This window comes from Enterobacter sp. DC1 (genome assembly GCF_000568075.1).
Lineage (GTDB): Bacteria > Pseudomonadota > Gammaproteobacteria > Enterobacterales > Enterobacteriaceae > Enterobacter > Enterobacter asburiae.
Genome location: NZ_AZUA01000001.1, coordinates 264,348 through 285,320, shown reverse-complemented (window position 1 = coordinate 285,320; position 20,973 = coordinate 264,348). Strand labels below are relative to the sequence as shown.

Sequence of the window (20,973 nt, the reverse complement as noted above, 5' to 3'; positions counted from 1 at the left end):
CGCGGGAGGAAAATTGGCTAACGCACCAGATGCGGCCAGTGGATATCACCGACGCCATTAAGCTGCGGACGGGCAAACAGAAAGCCCTGGAAGCGGCGGATCCCGGCAGACTCTAGCCAGCACCACTCCTCTATCTTCTCGATCCCTTCGGCCACCAGGGTAATTTCGAGATCGGAGCAACAGCTGACGATGGATCGCACAATCGCCTGCTTCGGGCCGCTGAGGTGGATATTGCTGACTATCTCCCGGTCTATTTTAATTTTATCCGGCTGGAAGCGGGTCAGCAGCGAAAGACCGGCATATCCGGAACCAAAATCATCGATTGCGAGGCCAATGCCCTCACCGCGAAGCTGCTTGATGGCGCTATTGAACTGGTTGAAGCCGGAGATCATCTCGTTTTCCGTCACTTCAATGACTACCTGCTCCGGCTGAAGGCCATGTTTTTTAATCTGATCGACCAGAAACTCCACTGCGCCGGGGACATTCACCAGCGACATCGGCAGCAGATTGACCGCAATTTTATGGCTACCAATGCCCAGCTTTTCCGCCAGCGCAAAGGCATACGCTTTCGTCTGGAGATCGACTTCGTAGAGTTTGTCCGGGTCGAGGGTGCTGAAGAAATGTTCCGGGCTGCCGCCGTCGTTGCCGCGAATAAGGGCTTCCAGCGAGCTGATCTTCCCTTCGGAGGGCTCAACGATGGGCTGGAGCGCAAACTGGCAGATTTGGTTGGCCATCAGCCCCAGGCGTTCGCCAAAGGGTAACGCCTCGGGTGACAGCGTCCATTTTTCAGGGACATAGCGCGCGCCCGACGGGGCCGGGCGTTTGCCCATAATAAACGTCTGAATAAATTTGAACACCCGATCGTCGGAGGTGAGATAGCTGTCCAGCTTGCTGTAATGCAGGACCGACTGCAGCACCTCTTTCGGCGACTGCGTTTGCAGATCGAACAGCAGCATGCCGACGTTTTCGAAGCGTCTGCGCGGACCGTAATCCCGCATCAGTTCAACCACTCCACTGTGCCGCTTGTCGTCACGGATTTTATGGAACAGCTTAAGCACGCTCTCTTCCGACCCTTCGAGGATTTGCAGCACGTCACTGCACTTTGCAAGCAGAACCCCGGTGATATTCAGATTGGCATTGCGGATCCGGGCGCGCTCAACCAGCTCCCGCAGCTCGGTGGAGGGGCGGGATAAATTCAACTGGCTTCGGTAAATCAGAGTCGTCAGCACAAAAATAGGTTCCAATGAGAAAAAGAGGTGCCTTGAAGCTATTATTTAACATACTTAATCAATGCGACCTAACATATTCACGCCACAGGGGAACGTTACTTTTCCGCGCCTTCGACCCGGCTGTCGATCCTCTCCTGCATATAGTCGTAAAACGGGTTCGAGGTGACCCGCATCAGCGCCTCTTTTCCGACGCTCAACACGGAGGTTTCGCCCCAGAGCGCAATTGTCCCCAGGCTGATGCCGTAGCGGTTTTTCACCCCAGGCTCGCGGCCATAGAGATCGTCATCCGGCGGGAACGGCACCGCAATATGCGACAGGGAATAGACATCCTGCGGCCAGGCCTGCGCCAGCGGCACAACCGTCTCCCGGGTGCTGCCTGCCGGAGTGATTTTCGCCACCGTCGAGAAGCTGTGTGCGTCTGCATTGGTAACAATAGTGACACCGTAACGTCTCTGCGCAACCGGCAGCAGCGCCGAGGTGGCCGTCCACGACGACGGTTTGAACAGCGGACGGAAGCTGGCTGCCTGATTGATATCAAACACCACCAGCTCGCTGCCGTTTGCCGGAAGCTGGTCAAACAGGCCGGTCACCACAGCGCGGGTGCTGACCGTGGAATCCATGACCGACTGGAACGCCAGGATCGGCGGCAAATTCGCCAGCCTGTTCTCCCGCGCCTCGCGGCCGATTTGCTCCTGCAGGGCCTTCGTCAGCAGCCATGACTGGCGGGCGGCGTTCACCGGGAACGAGTTATATTTGTACGGGTTATATTCCGGAGAGATATTCAGCCACGCCGCTTTGGCAAATGCCGGCAGCAGCGCCGGTAGCCCGGCGAATCCGGCGAACCGCGCAAAGGCCGTCACGCCGATCATCGGTGAGAGCAGTATCACCTGCTGCGGTTTACGCAGCGCAGGCGCGTCCAGCGCATCGAGGGCATATTTCATCGCCAGCGCCCCGCCGTTGGAGTAGCCCACCAGATGCAGCGGCACCGCCTCACCCGCCAGACGCGTGGCCTCCCGCACCGCAAGACGCGTCGCCGCGAGCCACATCTCCCAGTCGACGTCCGTCAGCGCGCCGGGCGCGGTGCCGTGCCCGGGCAGACGCGGGACCACGGCCACAAAACCGCGTTGCTGATAGTTCACCGCAAGGCGCCTGACGCTGTAAGGCGAGTCCGTCAGACCGTGCAGCAGCACCACCGCGCCGCGCGGCTTTCCGGCAGGCATCAATACAAACGAGCGGTTGGCATCGGGCGTAAACTGTCCCGGCCACACCAGGCTCTGGCGATAATAGCGGTTTAACGGCGTACGTTCCTCGCCCTCTGTTTTCGCCGTCACCGCATTATCAAGATCGGCGAAAATGGCGCGTTCCCGGGCGATATACCGGGAAAAATCGGCGTTATCCATCTCGCGCACGGACATCTCGTCGGCCCGCCAGGTATGCCAGAGGTGCAGTTCCGGTCCCTGCTGGGAGAGATACACCCGAACCGCCAGCAGGACGACCAGTACGATCCCGACGACAATCCCTATTTTCTTTGCAAGCGTCATCAGGCGCACGCTGACTCGCCAGGGCAAATTTGCCATGCCGGGATCCTTTTTATATTCACGGTACATCTATCTTATCAAAAATGTGAACGGACTGACGTATTCACCAAATTCATACCTGCCGCGTCAGACAGTGCACCAAAAGTGAACTACGCTGCACAAATGTTGATCATTGGTTAAACAAATATTGCATGAAGTTTACTGCACAGCGGGTTTTATCCGCCCTGTGAACATGGCACGCGTCATGCATTGTTAACCAGGTAACAAAAATTCGGCCATTGACAGCCTGTTAACAGCGAGGCGGTATGACGACGAAACCCGAGATGTTGAGCCGTATCGAAGCGACGTTCAGCCAGCTCACGCCCAGCGAAAAGCGGGTCGGAAGCTGGCTGCTGGCGCACGCCGCGCAAATCCCGTTTGAAACGGCGGAGAGCATCGGTCAGGCGAGCGGGACCAGCGGAATTACCGTCGGACGCTTTCTGCGCAAGCTGGGGTATCGCAACCTGGAAGATGCCAAAAAGAGCCTGCGCGATCCGTATCAGCCCTGGGGCATGAACGAGAGGCTGGACTCCTGGCAGCAGCAGCGCCCCCTTTCCAGCCGCCTTCAGCATGCCCTGTCGCTGGAAGTGGATGCCATCACGCAGGTGTACCAGCTGGCGCAAACGGACGCCTTCCGTCAGGTGGTGCACAACCTCGCCCACGCCGACGCGGTGTTTGTGCTGGGGATCCAGTCCACGCGCGGGATTGCCAACGCCTTTTTCAGCCACCTTGAATACCTCCGCCCGCGCGTGAGCTATTCGGAGGGGGCTTCCGGCAGCTGGGTGGAATCCCTCAACTCGGGGTTTTCGCACCCGTACGTCGTGCTGACCGACACGCGCACCTACTCCTCGATGGCCCGCCAGTACTGCCGCGTTGCCAGCGAGAAAGGCATTCCGCTGGCCTTAATCACCGACATCTGGTGCCCGTGGGCGCGGGATTACCCGATGGATTTACTGCAGGTGAAAACCGATACCGGTCATTTCTGGGATTCGCTTGCCCCCGTGAGCTGTCTGTTCAACCTGCTGCTGTCGGGCGTGGTGGAAGCGCTGGGTGATGCGCTCCCGGCGCGTCTGGCGGTCAACCGACAATTACAACAAGAGTTTGGTCAATTCGAACGCTAAAGGAGCGGAGCTATGCCCGAAGAGAGTGAACTGATTGATGTGGCGAAGACGTTTCCCACGCTGCATATCGATCTGAAGTACGCCACCGCCGACAACATCACCGGCCGTCCGATCTATCAGGAGGCGCTGTGCCTGCTGCATACCGACGCGGCCACCGCGCTGGCAAAAGCCATCAGCATTGCCTCGCTGGCCGGGCTGAAGCTGGTGGTCTACGACGCCTATCGGCCGCAGCAGGCGCAGGCCCAGTTGTGGGATGCCTGCCCGAACCCGGAGTACGTGGTCGACGTGGCGATTGGCTCCAATCACAGCCGCGGTACGGCCATCGACGTCACCCTGATGGATGAACATAACGCCGTGCTGGATATGGGTGCCGGTTTTGACGAAATGCACGACCGCTCGCATCCGTATCACCCTTCCGTGCCGCCGCACGCTCAGCGCAACCGTCTGCTGTTGAACGCCATCATGTTCGGCGGTGGTTTTGTGGGTATCAGCAGCGAATGGTGGCACTTCGAACTGCCGAACGCCGCCAGCTACCCGCTGCTTGACGACCGTTTTGCCTGTTTTCCCCTGACGCACACTTCTCTTTAAACCTGGAGCATTGCCATGAAAACATCGCTTGTCTCGACTCTGATCGCCGCCACGCTGGCCCTGAGCGCACCGCTGGCGCTGGCTGCCGTCCCGAAAGACATGCTGGCGATCGGCAAAGCCGCCGACCCGCAAACGCTCGATCCTGCCATCACCATTGATAACAACGACTGGACCGTCACCTATCCGTCCTACCAGCGTCTGGTCAAATACAAGCCAGGCTCTACCGAGGTGGAAGGCGATCTGTCGACGGGCTGGAAGGCGTCCGACGACCAGAAAGAGTGGACCTTTACCCTGGCGGATAACGCGAAATTCTCTGACGGCACGCCGGTCACCGCTGAGGCGGTAAAACTCTCCTTTGAGCGCCTGCTGAAGCTCGGCCAGGGGCCGTCTGAAGCTTTTCCGAAAGACCTGAAAATTGATGCCGTTGATGACCATACGGTGAAATTCACCCTTAGCCAGCCGTTCGCGCCTTTCCTGTATACGCTGGCAAACGACGGGGCGTCCATCGTTAACCCGACGGTGCTGAAGGCCAATGCGGCGGACGATGCGCGCGGTTTTCTGGCGCAAAACACTGCCGGTTCCGGGCCGTTTATGCTGAAAAGCTGGCAGAAAGGCCAGCAGCTGATCCTGGTGCCTAACCCCCACTGGCAGGGTGAAAAGCCGCACTTTAAGCGCGTCTCGGTGAAAATTATCGGTGAGAGCGCCTCGCGCCGACTGCAGCTTTCCCGCGGCGATCTGGACATTGCCGACGCCCTGCCGGTCGATCAGCTTGCGGCCCTGAAGCAGGAAGGTAAAGTCGCCGTCGCGGAATACCCGTCCCTGCGCGTGACTTACCTCTATCTCAACAACGGTAAAGCGCCGCTCAATCAGGTGGATTTACGCCGGGCCATCTCCTGGGCGACGGATTACCAGGGGATGGTGAAAGGCATTCTGAGCGGCAACGGCAAGCAGATGCGCGGCCCGATCCCGGAAGGCATGTGGGGCTTTGACGCCACGGCAATGCAGTACAGCTTTGACGAGGCCAAAGCCAAAGCGGCGCTGGAGAAGGTCAAAGACAAACCCGCCAGCCTGACCTTCCTCTACTCGGACAACGATCCGAACTGGGAGCCTATCGCCCTCTCCACTCAGGCCAGCCTTGGCAAGATCGGCATTAACGTCAAGCTGGAAAAACTGGCCAATGCCACCATGCGCGACCGCGTCGGAAAAGGCGATTACGACATTGCCATCGGCAACTGGAGCCCGGACTTTGCCGACCCGTACATGTTCATGAACTACTGGTTCGAATCGGACAAAAAAGGGCTGCCGGGAAACCGTTCGTTCTATGAGAACAAAGAGGTCGATTCGCTGCTGCAGGCCGCGCTGAAAACCACCGACCAGGCGGAACGCACCAAAGATTACCAGCAGGCGCAAAAGGTGGTCATCGACGAGGCGGCCTACGTTTATCTGTTCCAGAAAAACTACCAGCTGGCGATGAACAAAGAGATCAAAGGCTTCACCTTTAATCCGATGCTCGAGCAGGTGTTCAACATCGCCACCATGAGCAAATAACGGTTTTCGCCGGGGGGAAAGCGTATGACGTTCTGGAGCATCGTGCGCCAGCGCTGCTGGGGGTTAATCCTGGTGGTGGCCGGTGTCTGTATTATCACCTTTATTATTTCACACCTGATCCCCGGCGACCCGGCCCGTCTGCTGGCCGGCGATCGCGCCAGCGACGAAATCGTGCAGAACATCCGCCAGCAGCTAGGGCTGGATCGGCCGCTGTATATACAGTTTGGCCGCTACGTGGACGCTCTGGCGCACGGCGATTTAGGCACGTCCATCCGTACCGGACGCCCGGTCGCGGAAGACCTGAAGGCCTTTTTCCCCGCCACGCTGGAGCTGGCCTTTTGTTCTCTGCTGCTGGCGCTGGTCATCGGCGTGCCGCTGGGGATTTTGTCGGCGGTGTACCGCAACCGCTGGCTGGATCACCTGGTGCGTTTAATGGCGATGACCGGGATCTCCACGCCGGCCTTCTGGCTTGGGCTGGGCGTCATCGTGCTGTTCTACGGGCACCTGCAGATCCTGCCGGGCGGCGGCAGGCTGGACGACTGGCTCGATCCGCCGACGCACGTCACCGGCTTTTATCTGCTGGACGCGCTGCTGGAGGGCAACGGTGAGGTCTTTTTCAACGCGCTTCAGCACCTGATTTTGCCCTCGCTGACGCTGGCGTTTGTTCACCTGGGTATTGTGGCGCGCCAGGTTCGCTCGGCGATGCTGGAGCAGCTTAGCGAGGACTACATCCGCACCGCGCGCGCCAGCGGCCTGCCCGGCTGGTACATCGTCCTGCGCTACGCCCTGCCCAATGCAATGATCCCGTCCATTACCGTGCTCGGGCTGGCGCTGGGCGATCTGCTTTACGGCGCCGTGCTGACCGAAACCGTCTTTGCCTGGCCGGGCATGGGCGCGTGGGTGGTGACGTCCATTCAGGCGCTCGATTTCCCTGCCGTGATGGGCTTTGCCGTCGTCGTTTCGCTGGCCTATGTGCTGGTTAATCTGGTGGTCGATCTGCTTTACCTGTGGATTGACCCGCGAATCGGGCGCGGAGGTGCCGAATGATGTTAACCCAGGAAACGCCCGTCCCGGCTAAAACCGCCAGACAACGCATCAACTGGGCAAAGCTGTTCTGGATGCTGCGTCAAAGCCCGCTCACGATCGTTGGCGGCGTCATTATGATTGCGATGCTCTTCCTGATGGTGGCTTCGCCGTGGATTGTGCCGCATGACCCGAACGCGCTGGATCTGACCGCCCGCCTGCAGGCGCCTTCTGCGCAACACTGGTTTGGTACCGATGAGGTAGGACGCGACCTGTTCAGCCGCGTGCTGACGGGCAGCCAGCAGTCGATTACCGCCGGGCTGGCGGTCGTGGTGATTGCGGGCGGCATCGGCTCGCTGCTGGGCTGTTTGTCCGGCGTACTGGGCGGGCGCGGCGACGCCATCATCATGCGGGTGATGGACATTATGCTCTCCATTCCCTCCCTGGTGCTGACCATGGCCCTGGCCGCCGCGCTCGGTCCGAGCCTGTTTAACGCCATGCTGGCGATTGCGATTGTCCGCATCCCGTTTTACGTCCGCCTGGCGCGCGGGCAAACCCTGGTGGTGCGCCAGTTTACCTACGTCCAGGCCGCCCGCACGTTTGGCGCGTCCCGCTGGCATTTGATCCGCTGGCATATCCTGCGCAACGCCCTGCCGCCGCTGATTGTGCAGGCTTCGCTGGATATCGGCAGCGCCATTCTGATGGCCGCCACGCTGGGGTTTATCGGCCTGGGCGCGCAGCAGCCCACCGCCGAATGGGGGGCGATGGTGGCCGTGGGCCGTAACTACGTCCTGGACCAGTGGTGGTACTGCGCCTTTCCCGGTGCGGCGATTTTGATTACCGCCGTGGGCTTTAACCTGTTTGGCGACGGTATCCGCGATCTGCTGGATCCGAAGTCGGGAGGAAAACAGTAATGACCGAACCGGTATTACGTATTGAGGACCTGCACCTGAGCTTCCCGATTTTTCGCGGTGAGGTCCACGCGCTGAACCACGTCTCGCTGGAGATCGGCAGGGGCGAAATTGTCGGCGTGGTAGGCGAGTCGGGATCGGGTAAATCCGTGACCGCCATGCTCGCCATGCGGCTGCTGCCGGAAGGAAGCTACCGCATTCATCACGGTCAGGTGAAGTTACTCGGCGAAAACGTCCTGACGGCGTCCGAGAAGCAGCTTCGCCAGTGGCGCGGTGCAAGAGTGGCGATGATTTTTCAGGAACCCATGACCGCCCTCAACCCGACGCGGCGGATTGGCAAACAGATGGTGGAGGTGATCCGCCAGCATCAGACGCTTTCGCGGCGCGAGGCGCAGCACAAGGCGATTACCCTGCTGGAAGAGATGCAAATCCCGGACGCGAAGCAGGTCATGGAGCGTTATCCGTTTGAACTGTCCGGCGGCATGCGCCAGCGGGTGATGATCGCCCTTGCCTTCTCCTGCGAGCCGGAGCTGATCATCGCCGACGAGCCCACCACCGCGCTGGACGTTACCGTCCAGCTCCAGGTGCTGCGCCTGCTGAAGCATAAGGCGCGGGCCAGCGGTACCTCGGTGTTGTTTATCAGCCATGATATGGCCGTGGTGTCGCAGCTTTGCGACAGAATGTACGTGATGTACGCGGGCAGCGTGATCGAGAGCGGTGCCACGCAAACGCTGATCCACCGCCCCGTGCATCCCTATTCCATCGGCCTGCTGCAGTGCGCCCCGGAAAACGGCCAGCCGCGCGACCTGCTTCCCGCCATCCCCGGCACGGTGCCCAACCTTAGCCAGCTTCCGCAGGGTTGCGCCTTCCGCGAGCGCTGCTTTGCCGCCGGGGCGAAATGCAGCGAAACGCCGCGCTTAGCGCCCAGTGGCGCAGAAGGCCAACAGGCCGCCTGCTGGTATCCGCAACGGGAGAAACACCATGTCTGATGTACTGCTTGAACTGGATAGCGTGCACGTAAACTTTGCGGCGCGCAAAAACTGGCTGGGCCGCGTGACGGAACAGGTCCATGCCCTCAACGGGCTCGATCTTCAGATCCGTCGGGGGGAAACGCTGGGCATTGTCGGGGAATCCGGCTGCGGGAAAAGCACGCTGGCCCAGCTGCTGATGGGCATGCTTAAGCCCAGCACCGGCGCGTGCCAGCGGGCGCACCACGCGGGCGGCATGCAGATGGTGTTTCAGGATCCGCTCTCTTCGCTCGACCCGCGATTGCCGGTCTGGCGCATCATCACCGAACCGGTGTGGGTGCAAAAACGCAGCAGCGAGCGCGAGCGCCGCCAGCTGGCGGAGGATCTGGCGCTGCAGGTTGGCATTCGCCCGGAATATCTCGACAGGCTTCCGCATGCCTTCTCCGGCGGACAGCGCCAGCGCATCGCCATCGCCCGGGCGCTCTCGTCCGACCCCGATATTATCGTGCTTGATGAACCCACCAGCGCGCTGGATATCTCCGTGCAGGCGCAAATCCTCAACCTGCTGGTGAACCTGCAACAGCAGCGTAATCTGACCTACGTGTTAATTTCGCATAACGTATCGGTGGTCAGACACATGAGCGACCGGGTGGCGGTGATGTACCTCGGGCAAATTGTGGAGCTGGGCAGCGCCGCGCAGGTGCTTGGCGAGCCGCGCCATCCCTATACCCGTCTGCTTCTAGACTCGGTTCCCCGCACCGGTGAACCGCTGGATGAAAATCTGGCGTTACGCAAAACGGAGCTTCCCGGCAACCGTCATCTGCCCGAAGGCTGTTTCTTCCGCGACCGTTGTCCGATGGCAGCGCAGGGGTGTGAGCGTCCCCAGCCGCTACAGCCCTCACGCGAGGGCCGTAACGTCCGCTGCTGGCGCAGTCTGGGTTAAATTTGGGCCATCCCGCCGTCCACAAACAGCTCGGTGGCGTTAATAAAGCTGGCCGCGTCGGAGGCCAGAAACGCCACCGCTTTACCCACCTCGCCCGGCGCGCCTAAACGCCCCAGCGGTACCTGTGCGGCCAGCGCGTCGTACAGCCCCTGACGGTGCTCTTCCGGCACCAGATCGCCGAGACCCGGCGTTTTGATCGGACCCGGGCTCACCACGTTGACGCGGATCCCGCGGCCCTGCAAATCCAGCGCCCAGGAGCGGGCAAAGTTGCGCACGGCGGCCTTACTGGCGCTGTAGACGCTGAAGTTGGCCGTCCCTTTAATGGACACCGTCGAGCCGGTCAGAATGATCGACGATCCGGTGGACAGCAGCGGCAGCGCCTTCTGCACCGTAAACAGCACTCCGCGGACGTTGGTGCCGAAAATCCGGTCAAACTGCTCTTCGGTGATCGCGCCCAGCGGCAGCATATCGCCGCCACCGGCATTGGCGAACAGGATATCAAGACGGCCTTCTTCTTTTGCTATCCGGGCATAGACCTCATCCAGGTCGGCAAGCTTAGAGACGTCGGCGCGAATGCCTGTTGCGGTTGAAGCAATTTCCGCCACCGCCGCGTCCAGCTCGGCCTGGCGACGCCCGGTGATGTATACCTTCGCGCCCTGAGTCGCCAGCTCCTGCGCCGTGGCAAGACCAATACCGGTGCTGCCGCCGGTGACCAGTGCGATTTTTCCTGAGAGAGTGGTGTTCATGTCATTTACCTTTTGTTGGGTTTGCGGTGCGCGCTTTCGCTCGCGTTGGACAAACTTTAGCCCTTGCGGCATTAGTGAAAAACGGGCAAAAATGAAAATGACTATTCACATACAGAAATAATCAGAGGTCATCATGGACCAGCTCATGGCGATGCGCGCTTTTACGCGGGTCGTGGACTCCGGCAGCTTTACCCGAGCGGCGGACTCGCTGAATATGCCGATCGCCACGCTGAGCAAGCTGGTTAAATCGCTTGAGGCGCACCTGGAGATACGCCTTCTGCACCGGACGACTCGCCGGGTGGTCGCGACGCCTGAAGGGATGGAATACTATGAAAAAGCGCTCAGGGTGCTGATTGATATAGAAGATATCGACACCTCGTTTCGCGTTTCCCGCGCGACGCCAAAAGGGCATTTGCGGGTTGACGTGGGCGGCTCCACCGCACGGGACGTGCTCATCCCCCTGCTTCCGGATTTTATGCGGCGCTTCCCGGATATCCGCATCGACCTTGGCGTGGCCGACCGGCCGGTCGATCTCATCAGCGGTAACGTAGACTGCGTGATCCGCGGCGGTCCGATGGACGACTCAACCCTCATCGCCCGTCATCTCGGTAACGCCGAGATGGTCACCTGCGCGACGCCGGGTTACCTGAAAAATCACGGCGTCCCGGCCTATCCGCAGGAGCTGTGCAACGGCCACAAGCTGATCAGCTACCTTTCGCCCGTCACCGGGCGGGCATTTCCGTTTCGTTTCAGAGAAAACGGCGAGGCGCTGGAAATCAACGTTCCGCACTATCTCGGCGTTAATGAAAGTAATGCCCATCTGGCAGCTGCAGCGGCGGGGCTGGGGATCGTTCAGACCTTTGAGTATTCGGCAAAGTCGTATTTGCAGGCAGGAAAGCTGACGGCGATCCTGGGCGACTGGCGCCCTGCCGCGTATCCGTTTCATGTGGTTTACCCGCAGAACCGTCACTTGACGCACAGACTGAAGGTCTTTATCGCCTGGCTGGCGGAGGTGTTCCCCGCCGCGCTGAAGGGGTAGCCGGGCGCGAACCCGGCTGGGGCTTAGTTAAGCTTATAGTCCAGCGTAATTTCAGCTTTCAGGAGCTGCGATACCGGACAGCCCGCTTTTGCTTTCTGAATAATGCCGTCGAACTGCTGGGGGGCGATGCCTGGAACGGTGACCTTGCTTTTCAGGGCAACCTTTGTGATGGCAAAGCCGCCGTCGGTTTTATCCAAGGAGACGTCCGCGGTGGTATCAATGGAATCGGCGGTATAGCCCGCTTCCCCGAGCATCAGCGACAGCGCCATTGAGAAGCAGGCCGCATGTGCCGCGCCAATCAGCTCTTCGGGGTTGGTCCCCTTTTCACCCTCGAAGCGGGTATTGAAACCATAAGGCTGCTGATTGAGAACGCCGCTCTCGGTGGAAACCGTTCCTTTTCCGCGCTTAATGTCGCCAGACCAGTGTGCCGAACCGTGCTTATGAATAGTCATTCTTGCTCTCCTTTTGGCTTACAAAGGGTTAAGTATAGACTACGCATCTGGCCCACCCTGGAACACAGACAATTCCAGGAATTTCACCTGCTGTACCAACAAAAAGGATAATGATATGGCGCTAAAAATCAGGATGGCCGTCGCCGTAACCACGCTGGCTCTGTCGCTGTCTTCACTGGCGAAAACGCCGGAGAATTTTATCTATACCGGCTCGGGCGATCTCGACGCGGCGTTTCCGCTTGTTGCGCGAAGCGATATCGGCGGCGTGCAGATCGTTTACAACTGGCGCCTGCTGGAACCCGAGAAGGACAGCTATGACTTCTCGCGGATTGAACAGGATCTGGCGCGCGTTAAGTCCGCACGAAAAAAGCTCTTTATTCAAATCCAGGATCGTTTCTTTGAGCCGGACGCCCGCTACGTGCCGGACTATCTGATGCACGATAAGCGATACGGTGGCGGGATTGCGCCGCAGTTCGATAACCCCGGCGAAGGCAAGCCAGTCGGTTCAGGATGGGTGGCGCGTCAGTGGGATCCCGCCGTGCGCGAGCGCTATCAGGCGCTGCTGGCCGCCCTCGCGAAACGCTTTGATGGCAAGGTGTACGGGGTAAACCTGCCCGAAACAGCCATTGATATCGACGAAAAAAATCCGCCCGCCGGGTTCACCTGCGACAGCTATTTCGCGGGTGAAATGGAAAACCTGGCCTTTGCGCGAAGGCTTTTCAGAAAACTCTCGTGGTGCAATACGTGAACTTCTGGCCGTGCGAATGGGATAATGACCACAACTACATGGGGCGTCTGTTTGCATATGCCAGCGCCAACAGCATCGGCCTGGGCGGGCCGGACATTGTTCCCAACCGCAAGGCCCACATGAAGAATGCCTATCCCTTCTTTAATAAAAATAAACAGACGCTGCCGCTCATCGCCATGGCGGTTCAGGAGCCGACCCTGACCTATAAGGATCCTCAGACCGGAAAACCGTTCACCAAAGCGGAATTTGTCCGCTTCGGCGAAAGTTATCTCGGGGCCGATATTATTTTCTGGAGCACGGCGTCTCCCTGGCTAAAGGCTAAGTAATCCCCTCTTATGCCAGGTAGCGCGACAGTTCGTCGAGAAACACGCGCAGCGCGGCAGGCTGGTATTCCCGGGACTGATAAATGCCATGGATGGCAAGCGGTTTAGGCTCCAGGGCCTCCAGCACCGGCACCAGTAATCCCTGTTCCAGTGCGGCAGACGCTTCGCGCTCCGGCAGCATGGCGATACCGCAGTGCTTAATCGCCGCGTCCATCAACAGCGAAGAGATGCTGGCGCTCAGGTTGCCGCTGACGGCCACGCTCAGGCCTTCACCTTCCGGCGTCAGGAAGTGCCAGGACTGCCCGGCGAAAAAGCTGTAGTGCAGGCAGTTGTGCTGCGCTAATTCTTCGGGGCTGAGGGGGATACCGTGCTGTGCAAGATAGTCCGGCGAGGCGCAGAGCACCGAGCGACATTCCCCCAGCCGGCGGGCAATCATACCCGGCTCGGGGTTGTCGGTAATGCGTACGGCGACGTCAATGCGCTCTCCCACCAGGCTGACCGGGTGGTTATTCACGTCCAGCTCGATGCGCAGCTGCGGGTAGCGCAAGAGCAGACCGGGCAGGACCGGCGCAATCAGGTGCATGGCGGTAAAATGGGCGCAGGCCACCCGCAGCGTGCCGGACGGCAGATCTTTCTCCGACTGCCCCTCAATTTCCTGCGAAATTTGCGAGAGCGTCCGCGTTTTTTGCAGCACCTTTTCCCCTGCTGCGGTCAGCGTCAGCTTGCGCGTGGAGCGGTTTACCAGCCGCGTTCCCGCCCACTTCTCCATTTGTTCAAGGTAGCGGCTCACCATCGGTCGGGAAATGCCCAGCGCGCGGGCCGCCGCGCTCAAACTGCCCAGCTCGCATATCCGGTTATAGACCTGAGCGGCGATAACGCGATCCATATAAGCTCCATTTGCTCGATTTATGAAACTAAGCATGTCTTGTTTCAGGAATTCTGGCAAATACGAATATCCGTACAATAGACACATTCCTGAACAACAGAGACAACAGCATGAAATTCATTCACCTTGCCCTGCTTTCCACCCTTTTCACTCCGGCTGTTTTTGCCGCGCCGTTAACCATTGATACCTATAACCCGCAGGAAAAAGGCATTTTCCCGGTCTCCTCCACGCTGGTTTCCGGCCCGAAAGAGGCGGTGCTGTTTGACGCGCAGTTCAGCGTGAAGGATGGCGAAGCGCTGGTAGAAAAAATCCGCCGCAGCGGTAAAACCCTGAATAAGATTGTGATCACCTCCGGCGATCCGGATTTCTATTTTGGCCTGCAGCCGCTGGTCAAAGCCTTCCCGAATGCCAAAGTGGTGGCCACGCAGCACGTGGTTGACCATATTAAAGCCACCAAAGATGCCAAGCTCGCCTTCTGGGGGCCGCAGATGAAGGACGGCGCGCCAACGGAGCTCGTCGTCCCGCAGGTGCTTGCCTCCACCACGTTCATGGTTGACGGGGAAAAGGTCGATATCGAACAGCCAGACAGCTACGCGGCCTATGTGTGGATTCCGTCGGCAAAAACGATCCTCGGCGGCACCGGGGTAGCCTGGGGTATTCACGTCTGGACGGCAGACACCCAGACGCCGGAAAGCCGCAAGCAGTGGCAGGAAACGCTGGAAAATATGGCCGCTCACAAACCTGAGCGCGTGATCCCGGGCCACTATCTGGGCACCCCACCAGCGGGTACTGGCGCGATTGATTTTACCCGCGACTATCTGCAGCGCTTTGAAAAGGCTTTAGCCGCGCATAAAGATTCCGCAGGCGTTATCAACACCCTGAAAAAACAGTATCCAGGCCTCGCTGACGAAAGCTCGCTGGAATTAAGCGCCAAAGTGAATACTGGCGAAATGAAGTGGTAATTTAAAAACGGCTCCTGCTATATTTCCGCGATAGCAGGAGCATCGCCAAAATATCCCCGCCGTTACCCGTCGATATAGCCACACCTTTTAAAAGCGCATAAAAGCATGCACTTATGTCATTTTTATTTCTAAGATGAATCTGAACCACAACCGGGAAAATATTTGCCATTCTGTTTATGAATTAAATTTTTTGCGAGCCGTACCATTAAACAGACAACGACACGGAGGCAGCATGTTTACTTATTACCCGGCTAATACCGCAGCAGCACAACCTGAACTCGTTAACGCGATTGCGCAGGGTCTTCACGCCGAGCACGGTGCTGTGACTGAAGATGACATTTTGATGGAACTGACCAAATGGGTGGAATCCACGGATAATGACATCCTCAGTGACATCTACCAGCAGACCATTAACTACGTCGTCAGCGGGCAAAACGCACCATTGTAAAAACCTGCTAAGCTGGATCTGCAACCTAAGGGGTTACATTTCGTTTGCGTAAGCAAACTGGTCCTTAAAACTATCAACAGGATTGAGGAGTTAACATGAAATCGAACCGTCAGGCACGCCATATTCTGGGACTGAACTACAAGCTTTCCAATCAGCGTAAAGTGGTGATTGAAGGCGACCACGAAACGCAGGTCACTCACGCCACCGGCAGAAAACGCCACGCCGGCAAGTAAGTTCCAGACTGAGATCCAGAACACCATCGGTAATCCCGATGGTGTTTTTGTTTATGTGTTGCGGTAATTAATATTTAGCTCCTTTATAATACCGCCTGACCGCACCCCATCGCACAGGCCAGAAAGATGACAAACAGCAGTGTCAGGGACGGATCTTCATAAAAAGAGTGAGTGACATGGACAACAAACTGAAAAAACATCGTTCCTTATACATCCCATACGCCGGACCGGTTTTACTCGAATTCCCCCTGCTCAACAAAGGCAGCGCCTTCAGCATGGAAGAGCGCAGCAGCTTTAACCTGCTGGGTTTACTGCCCGAAGTGGTTGAAACCATTGAAGAACAGGCAGAGCGCGCGTGGATCCAGTATCAGGGTTTCAAAACCGAAATCGACAAGCACATCTACCTGCGCAACATTCAGGACACCAATGAAACCCTCTTCTATCGCCTGGTGCAGAACCATCTCGAAGAGATGATGCCGGTGATCTACACCCCTACGGTGGGTGCGGCCTGCGAGCGTTTCTCAGAGATCTACCGCCGTTCACGCGGGGTATTCATCTCCTATCAGAACCGTCACAACATGGACGATATTCTGCAGAACGTGCCGAACCACAATATCAAAGTGATTGTGGTGACCGACGGCGAACGTATTCTCGGCCTCGGCGACCAGGGCATTGGCGGGATGGGGATCCCAATCGGTAAACTCTCTCTCTACACCGCCTGCGGCGGCATCAGCCCGGCGTATACCCTGCCGGTGGTGCTGGACGTCGGAACCAATAACCAGCAGCTGCTCAACGATCCGCTCTATATGGGCTGGCGCCATCCGCGCATTACCGACGACGAGTACTATCAGTTTGTCGACGATTTCATTCAGGCCGTGAAGCACCGCTGGCCGGACGTTCTGCTGCAGTTTGAAGACTTCGCGCAGAAAAACGCGATGCCGCTGCTGAACCGCTATCGCGATGAGATCTGCTCCTTTAACGACGACATCCAGGGCACCGCAGCCGTGACCGTGGGTACGCTTATCGCCGCCAGCCGCGCGGCCGGCAGCCAGCTGAGCTACCAGAAAATCGTCTTCCTGGGCGCAGGCTCTGCGGGCTGCGGTATCGCCGAGCAGATCATCGCCCAGACGCAGCGCGAAGGCTTAAGCGAAGAGCTGGCCCGCTCCCGCGTCTTTATGGTTGACCGTTTCGGCCTGCTGACCGACGCTATGCCGAACCTGCTGCCGTTCCAGAACAAGCTGGTGCAGAAGCGCGAGAACCTGAAAAACTGGGATACCGACAACGAAGTCCTTTCCCTGCTGGACGTGGTGCGCAACGTGAAGCCGGATATTCTGATCGGCGTTTCCGGGCAAACCGGCCTCTTCACCGAAGAGATCATTCGCGAGATGCACAAGCACTGCGAACGCCCTATCGTGATGCCGCTTTCCAACCCGACCTCCCGCGTGGAGGCGACGCCGCAGGACATCATCGCCTGGACCGAAGGTAACGCGCTGGTCGCCACCGGCAGCCCGTTCGATCCTGTGGTGTGGAAGGATAAAACCTATCCAATTGCCCAGTGCAACAACTCCTACATCTTCCCGGGCATTGGTCTGGGCGTGATCGCGTCCGGCGCATCCCGCATTACCGACGAAATGCTGATGTCGGCGAGCGAAACCCTCGCGGGCTACTCGCCGCTGGTCAACAACGGTGAAGGGCTGGTGCTGCCGGAGCTGAAAGATATTCACAAGGTGTCGCGCGCCATCGCGTTTGCGGTAGGTAAAATGGCGCAGCAGCAGGGCGTGGCGGTGAAAACCTCTGCCGACGCGCTGCAGCAGGCCATCGACGACAACTTCTGGAAGCCTGAATACCGTAGCTATCGCCGTACCTCGATTTAATTCGCTACGACCGTTTCCTCTCCATGTGGGAGACGCGGTGCGGCCCAATCGCCCGGTGGCGCTTCGCTTACCGGGCCTACGGGCAGGGTGTTTTCCCTCTCCCTGTGGGAGAGGGTTAGGGTGAGGGCGGCAAGCCGCACAATCGAATCCCCACTAGCCAAACCCCTTTTCCCCCGCTACACTCCCTTCATCCATTAACCTACTGAATATATAAGGAGGCCAATTATGCTGTACTGTGAAATTTTCAATGTTTCACATACATTTGGTGATCGCACCAGCTCAAGCGTTATCGGTATCGTGCTGCGATAACTTCTGCTTGAGCGAAGACACCAACCCCTGAAATCCCTTCTCTCGGGCTTACTGAGTTATCGTCAGCGATGTTTGACGAGGCATAAACATGCCTGTAACTCTTGGGTAAGCAACAATGAGCACTTTACTCACTGCACAATCTTTACGCGTTGATACGGCGTTTGGCACGCTCTTCGACTCACTCTCCTTTACGCTGAAAAAAGGCGACCGCATTGGCCTGCTGGGCGACAACGGCTGCGGTAAAAGCACGCTGCTGAAGGTGCTGGACGGCACTGACTCCCCCGCCGCCGGAACGGTCGCGCTGGCCGGACACTGCCTTATGGCGCGCGTGGAGCAACATCTTCCGGACGCCATTTTCCCGCTGACCATGCTGGATGCCGTACTCGCACAGCTGCCTTTTGCCGAGCGCGATAGCCTGCGCTGGAAAGCCGAAACGCTGCTGGCAGGCATGGGCTTCACGCCGCAGGATATGATGCTGCAATCCGCCACGCTGAGCGGCGGACAGCACACCCGCCTGCTGCTGGCGCGGGCGCTGATTCACGAGCCGGATCTGCTCCTGCTTGATGAACCCAGCAACCACCTGGACCTGCCGACCATGCTCTGGCTGGAACACTTTCTGCAGAACTGGTCAGGCAGCTTCGTGCTGGTCTCCCATGACCGACAGCTGCTGGATGCCGTCACCAACGGCAGCTGGATCCTGCGCGATAAAACGCTGCACTACTTCGCCCTTCCCTGCACGGCGGCCCGCAAAGCGCTTGAAGCAAAGGATGAAAGCGACGCGCAGCGCCACAAGGCGGAACAAAAGGAGATCGACCGCGTGACCGCCAGCGCGAAGCGGCTGGCGACCTGGGGCAAGGTTTACGACAACGAAGACCTGGCCCGCAAAGCCAAACAGATGGAAAAACAGGTCGAACGGCTGAAGGAGAGCCAGACGGCGCTCACGGCAGGCAGCCAGTGGACGTTAACCCTGCGCGGCGACGCGCTGCAGGCCGACCGTCTGATGGAGATGGAAAACCTCAGCGTCCCGCCTGCGCCCGGGCTACCGCCGCTGTTTGACATCGAAATGGCGCGGCTAAAAAGCGGCGATCGCGTGGCGATTGTCGGTCGTAACGGCTGCGGCAAATCGTCGCTGATGAGGCTTATCTGGCAACAGTTTGCCGATGAGCCCGCAGACAGCGGGTTGAAAATCCATCCGCGCGTCTCGCCAGGCTATTACGATCAAACGCTGAATCAGCTGCCGGATGACGCCACGCTGCTCGACGCGCTGGAGCCTTTCGCGCCGGATCCGCAGAACCGCAAAATGGCGCTGATAAGCGCGGGTTTCCCGTGGGCGCGTCACGGGCAAACGGTCAGCACGCTCAGCGGTGGCGAACGCTCGCGCCTGCTGTTTGTAGGCCTGACGCTTGCACGCTATAGCCTGCTGATGCTGGATGAGCCGACCAACCACCTCGACATGGAAGGCAAAGAGGCGCTGGCGCAAACCCTCCAGCAGTTCGAAGGCGGCGTGTTGCTGGTTAGCCATGACCGTCAGCTAATTAGCCAAAGCTGCAACCGTTTCTGGCTGATTGAAGAGGGAAAGCTGAGCGAGTGGCACGATGCAGAAGCGGTGTTTGAGCGCCTGCGTGAAAGCGCGGGGCTGGTGACCACCGCCGCGCCAGTCATGGATGCGGAGACGGTTCAATCCTCGCCGTATGACGATCTGCTCGAACGGCTGGTCGCGCTGGAAACGCTGCTGGAAGACGATCTGGCGCGTAAGCCGAAGCATCAAAAGCCGCAGCTGCAGGCGCAATGGCGTAAAGAGATAGAGGAGATAGAGGCACAGCTGTAAGTCTGCGCCCGGCGAGTCTCTCTCGTCGGGCCAGTATTTTCCTCCTAAATTATTAGAGGAACGCCGTATTCTTATTCTGAAAATGGATCAAATAATGACATTATGTTGCCGTTGCCTTGCATTACAGCGCCAAACCACTAATCCTTGAGGAGTATTACACCTGCTATGCAGATACTCATCATGAACAAGGAGATACACATGAAGGCTGCTGTTGTCACTCAGGATCATCAGGTTAATGTCACCGAAAAAACCTTACGCCCGCTAAAGCACGGGGAAGCCCTGCTGAAGATGGAATGCTGTGGCGTATGCCATACCGACCTCCACGTGAAGAACGGTGATTTTGGCGATAAAACCGGGGTTATCCTGGGCCACGAAGGGATTGGTATCGTAAAAGAAATCGGCCCAGGCGTGAAGTCGCTGAAAGTCGGCGACCGCGCAAGCGTGGCCTGGTTTTTTGAAGGCTGCGGCCACTGCGAATACTGTAATACCGGCAACGAAACCCTGTGCCGCGATGTGAAAAACGCCGGTTACTCCGTTGACGGCGGCATGGCGGAAGAGTGCATCGTCACCGCTGACTACGCCGTAAAAGTGCCGGACGGTCTGGAATCCGCTGCGGCCAGCAGCATCACCTGCGCTGGCGTTACCACCTACAAAGCGGTGAAGGTATCTGGTATTAAACCGGGCCAGTGGATTGCAATTTATGGTCTGGGCGGGCTGGGCAACCTCGCGCTGCAGTACGCTAAAAACGTCTTTAACGCCAAAGTCATCGCCCTTGACGTTAATGACGAACAGCTGAAGCTGGCGGCCAGCATGGGTGCGGATTTAACCATCAACTCCCGCAGCGAAGACGCCGCGAAAATCGTGCAGGAGAAAACCGGCGGCGCGCATGCCGCAGTCGTTACTGCCGTCGCAAAAGCTGCATTCAACTCAGCCGTTGACGCCGTGCGTGCTGGTGGCCGCGTGGTTGCGGTTGGCCTGCCGCCGGAAGCGATGAGCCTCGATATTCCGCGTCTGGTGCTGGACGGCATCCAGGTAGTGGGTTCGCTGGTCGGCACCCGTCAGGATCTGCAGGAAGCCTTCCAGTTCGCCGCTGAAGGTAAGGTGGTGCCGAAAGTCACGATGCGTCCAATCGAGGACATCAACGCCATCTTTAAAGAGATGGAACAGGGCCAGATCCGCGGCCGTATGGTCATTGATCTACGCTCGTAAAAAACTAT

The 20,973-nt window shown here is 58.5% G+C and carries 19 protein-coding genes and 1 pseudogene; 15 read left to right on the top strand and 5 right to left on the bottom strand.

Features of this window, described 5'->3' with window-relative positions; translation table 11 throughout:
* Positions 1-17 precede the first annotated feature (17 nt).
* Positions 18-1,229 carry a diguanylate phosphodiesterase gene (locus P346_RS20055; protein WP_032658295.1) on the bottom strand — a complete coding sequence of 404 codons (1,212 nt, stop codon included), beginning with the start codon at positions 1,227-1,229 and terminating at the stop codon, positions 18-20.
* A 95-nt stretch (positions 1,230-1,324) separates the two neighbouring features.
* A complete protein-coding gene (locus tag P346_RS20060; protein WP_032656954.1) occupies positions 1,325-2,806 on the bottom strand; it encodes an alpha/beta hydrolase in 1,482 nt (493 codons plus the stop codon).
* Between the two features lie 266 nt (positions 2,807-3,072).
* Here P346_RS20060 and P346_RS20065 point away from each other — a divergent pair, with 266 nt between their 5' ends.
* Genes P346_RS20065 through P346_RS20095 form a run of 7 tightly spaced genes read left to right on the top strand, consistent with a single transcriptional unit; the run spans position 3,073 to position 9,908 of the window.
* Complete coding sequence (locus P346_RS20065) at positions 3,073-3,927, top strand: MurR/RpiR family transcriptional regulator (RefSeq protein ID WP_032656952.1); 855 nt, start codon at positions 3,073-3,075, stop codon at positions 3,925-3,927.
* Between the two features lie 12 nt (positions 3,928-3,939).
* On the top strand, positions 3,940-4,515 hold the full coding sequence (ddpX, locus tag P346_RS20070; RefSeq protein ID WP_023311885.1) for a D-alanyl-D-alanine dipeptidase: 576 nt from the start codon (positions 3,940-3,942) through the stop codon (positions 4,513-4,515).
* 15 nt (positions 4,516-4,530) lie between these two features.
* Complete coding sequence (locus tag P346_RS20075) at positions 4,531-6,063, top strand: ABC transporter substrate-binding protein (RefSeq protein WP_032656951.1); 1,533 nt, start codon at positions 4,531-4,533, stop codon at positions 6,061-6,063.
* A gap of 24 nt (positions 6,064-6,087) precedes the next feature.
* Positions 6,088-7,110: an ABC transporter permease gene (locus tag P346_RS20080; RefSeq protein ID WP_032656950.1), complete on the top strand. Its 1,023-nt coding sequence runs from the start codon at positions 6,088-6,090 to the stop codon at positions 7,108-7,110.
* Positions 7,107-8,000 (top strand): D,D-dipeptide ABC transporter permease, encoded by an 894-nt coding sequence (ddpC, locus tag P346_RS20085; RefSeq protein WP_032656949.1) that lies wholly within the window; start codon positions 7,107-7,109, stop codon positions 7,998-8,000. Before P346_RS20080 ends, ddpC begins: the two co-directional genes overlap by 4 nt.
* Entirely contained in the window at positions 8,000-8,986 is a 987-nt protein-coding gene (locus P346_RS20090) for an ABC transporter ATP-binding protein (RefSeq protein ID WP_032656948.1), read from the top strand. Before ddpC ends, P346_RS20090 begins: the two co-directional genes overlap by 1 nt.
* On the top strand, positions 8,979-9,908 hold the full coding sequence (locus tag P346_RS20095; RefSeq protein ID WP_032656947.1) for an oligopeptide/dipeptide ABC transporter ATP-binding protein: 930 nt from the start codon (positions 8,979-8,981) through the stop codon (positions 9,906-9,908). Before P346_RS20090 ends, P346_RS20095 begins: the two co-directional genes overlap by 8 nt.
* On the opposite strand, the gene P346_RS20100 is transcribed toward P346_RS20095, so the two are convergent.
* Positions 9,905-10,654 carry an SDR family NAD(P)-dependent oxidoreductase gene (locus tag P346_RS20100; RefSeq protein WP_032656946.1) on the bottom strand — a complete coding sequence of 250 codons (750 nt, stop codon included), beginning with the start codon at positions 10,652-10,654 and terminating at the stop codon, positions 9,905-9,907. The genes P346_RS20095 and P346_RS20100 overlap by 4 nt on opposite strands.
* Before the next feature lie 133 nt (positions 10,655-10,787).
* Between P346_RS20100 and P346_RS20105 the strand changes: the two genes are divergently transcribed.
* A complete protein-coding gene (locus P346_RS20105) occupies positions 10,788-11,693 on the top strand; it encodes a LysR family transcriptional regulator (protein WP_032656945.1) in 906 nt (301 codons plus the stop codon).
* Between the two features lie 23 nt (positions 11,694-11,716).
* On the opposite strand, the gene P346_RS20110 is transcribed toward P346_RS20105, so the two are convergent.
* Positions 11,717-12,145: an OsmC family protein gene (locus P346_RS20110; RefSeq protein ID WP_023311893.1), complete on the bottom strand. Its 429-nt coding sequence runs from the start codon at positions 12,143-12,145 to the stop codon at positions 11,717-11,719.
* A gap of 115 nt (positions 12,146-12,260) precedes the next feature.
* On the opposite strand from P346_RS20110, the pseudogene P346_RS0121375 reads away from it, so the two are divergent.
* Positions 12,261-13,219 (top strand): annotated as a pseudogene (locus P346_RS0121375) (hypothetical protein).
* Positions 13,220-13,226: 7 nt separating this feature from the next.
* On the opposite strand, the gene P346_RS20115 reads toward P346_RS0121375, so the two are convergent.
* Entirely contained in the window at positions 13,227-14,102 is an 876-nt protein-coding gene (locus tag P346_RS20115) for a LysR family transcriptional regulator (protein WP_032656944.1), read from the bottom strand.
* Between the two features lie 110 nt (positions 14,103-14,212).
* On the opposite strand from P346_RS20115, the gene P346_RS20120 reads away from it, so the two are divergent.
* The 6 genes from P346_RS20120 to adhP all read left to right on the top strand — a co-directional run bounded on the left by P346_RS20120 (position 14,213) and on the right by adhP (position 20,965).
* A complete protein-coding gene (locus P346_RS20120; protein ID WP_032656942.1) occupies positions 14,213-15,064 on the top strand; it encodes a Vmh family MBL fold metallo-hydrolase in 852 nt (283 codons plus the stop codon).
* Between the two features lie 232 nt (positions 15,065-15,296).
* Positions 15,297-15,512: a biofilm-dependent modulation protein gene (bdm, locus tag P346_RS20125; protein WP_013096534.1), complete on the top strand. Its 216-nt coding sequence runs from the start codon at positions 15,297-15,299 to the stop codon at positions 15,510-15,512.
* A 95-nt stretch (positions 15,513-15,607) separates the two neighbouring features.
* The gene (gene sra, locus P346_RS20130) at positions 15,608-15,745 is read left to right on the top strand and encodes a stationary-phase-induced ribosome-associated protein (RefSeq protein WP_008501714.1); all 138 of its coding nucleotides are present in this window, start codon (positions 15,608-15,610) and stop codon (positions 15,743-15,745) included.
* 176 nt (positions 15,746-15,921) lie between these two features.
* The gene (locus P346_RS20135) at positions 15,922-17,619 is read left to right on the top strand and encodes an NAD-dependent malic enzyme (protein WP_023311897.1); all 1,698 of its coding nucleotides are present in this window, start codon (positions 15,922-15,924) and stop codon (positions 17,617-17,619) included.
* Positions 17,620-18,043: 424 nt separating this feature from the next.
* Complete coding sequence (locus P346_RS20140; protein ID WP_032656939.1) at positions 18,044-19,756, top strand: ABC-F family ATP-binding cassette domain-containing protein; 1,713 nt, start codon at positions 18,044-18,046, stop codon at positions 19,754-19,756.
* Between the two features lie 198 nt (positions 19,757-19,954).
* Positions 19,955-20,965, top strand: a complete 1,011-nt coding sequence (adhP, locus tag P346_RS20145) for an alcohol dehydrogenase AdhP (RefSeq protein ID WP_032656937.1) — start codon at positions 19,955-19,957, stop codon at positions 20,963-20,965.
* Positions 20,966-20,973: the final 8 nt, after the last annotated feature.

Excerpts from the sequence above, each read along its gene's own strand:
- P346_RS20105 (WP_032656945.1), top strand. The coding sequence starts at position 10,788 with ATGGACCAGCTCATGGCGATGCGCGCTTTTACGCGGGTCGTGGACTCC.
- P346_RS20120 (WP_032656942.1), top strand. The coding sequence starts at position 14,213 with ATGAAATTCATTCACCTTGCCCTGCTTTCCACCCTTTTCACTCCGGCT.
- bdm (WP_013096534.1), top strand. The coding sequence starts at position 15,297 with ATGTTTACTTATTACCCGGCTAATACCGCAGCAGCACAACCTGAACTC.
- P346_RS20115 (WP_032656944.1), bottom strand. The coding sequence starts at position 14,102 with ATGGATCGCGTTATCGCCGCTCAGGTCTATAACCGGATATGCGAGCTG.
- P346_RS20075 (WP_032656951.1), top strand. The coding sequence starts at position 4,531 with ATGAAAACATCGCTTGTCTCGACTCTGATCGCCGCCACGCTGGCCCTG.
- P346_RS20100 (WP_032656946.1), bottom strand. The coding sequence starts at position 10,654 with ATGAACACCACTCTCTCAGGAAAAATCGCACTGGTCACCGGCGGCAGC.
- P346_RS20060 (WP_032656954.1), bottom strand. The coding sequence starts at position 2,806 with ATGGCAAATTTGCCCTGGCGAGTCAGCGTGCGCCTGATGACGCTTGCA.
- P346_RS20080 (WP_032656950.1), top strand. The coding sequence starts at position 6,088 with ATGACGTTCTGGAGCATCGTGCGCCAGCGCTGCTGGGGGTTAATCCTG.
- P346_RS20140 (WP_032656939.1), top strand. The coding sequence starts at position 18,044 with ATGAGCACTTTACTCACTGCACAATCTTTACGCGTTGATACGGCGTTT.
- P346_RS20135 (WP_023311897.1), top strand. The coding sequence starts at position 15,922 with ATGGACAACAAACTGAAAAAACATCGTTCCTTATACATCCCATACGCC.
- P346_RS20090 (WP_032656948.1), top strand. The coding sequence starts at position 8,000 with ATGACCGAACCGGTATTACGTATTGAGGACCTGCACCTGAGCTTCCCG.
- P346_RS20065 (WP_032656952.1), top strand. The coding sequence starts at position 3,073 with ATGACGACGAAACCCGAGATGTTGAGCCGTATCGAAGCGACGTTCAGC.
- sra (WP_008501714.1), top strand. The coding sequence starts at position 15,608 with ATGAAATCGAACCGTCAGGCACGCCATATTCTGGGACTGAACTACAAG.
- ddpC (WP_032656949.1), top strand. The coding sequence starts at position 7,107 with ATGATGTTAACCCAGGAAACGCCCGTCCCGGCTAAAACCGCCAGACAA.
- adhP (WP_032656937.1), top strand. The coding sequence starts at position 19,955 with ATGAAGGCTGCTGTTGTCACTCAGGATCATCAGGTTAATGTCACCGAA.
- P346_RS20110 (WP_023311893.1), bottom strand. The coding sequence starts at position 12,145 with ATGACTATTCATAAGCACGGTTCGGCACACTGGTCTGGCGACATTAAG.
- ddpX (WP_023311885.1), top strand. The coding sequence starts at position 3,940 with ATGCCCGAAGAGAGTGAACTGATTGATGTGGCGAAGACGTTTCCCACG.
- P346_RS20095 (WP_032656947.1), top strand. The coding sequence starts at position 8,979 with ATGTCTGATGTACTGCTTGAACTGGATAGCGTGCACGTAAACTTTGCG.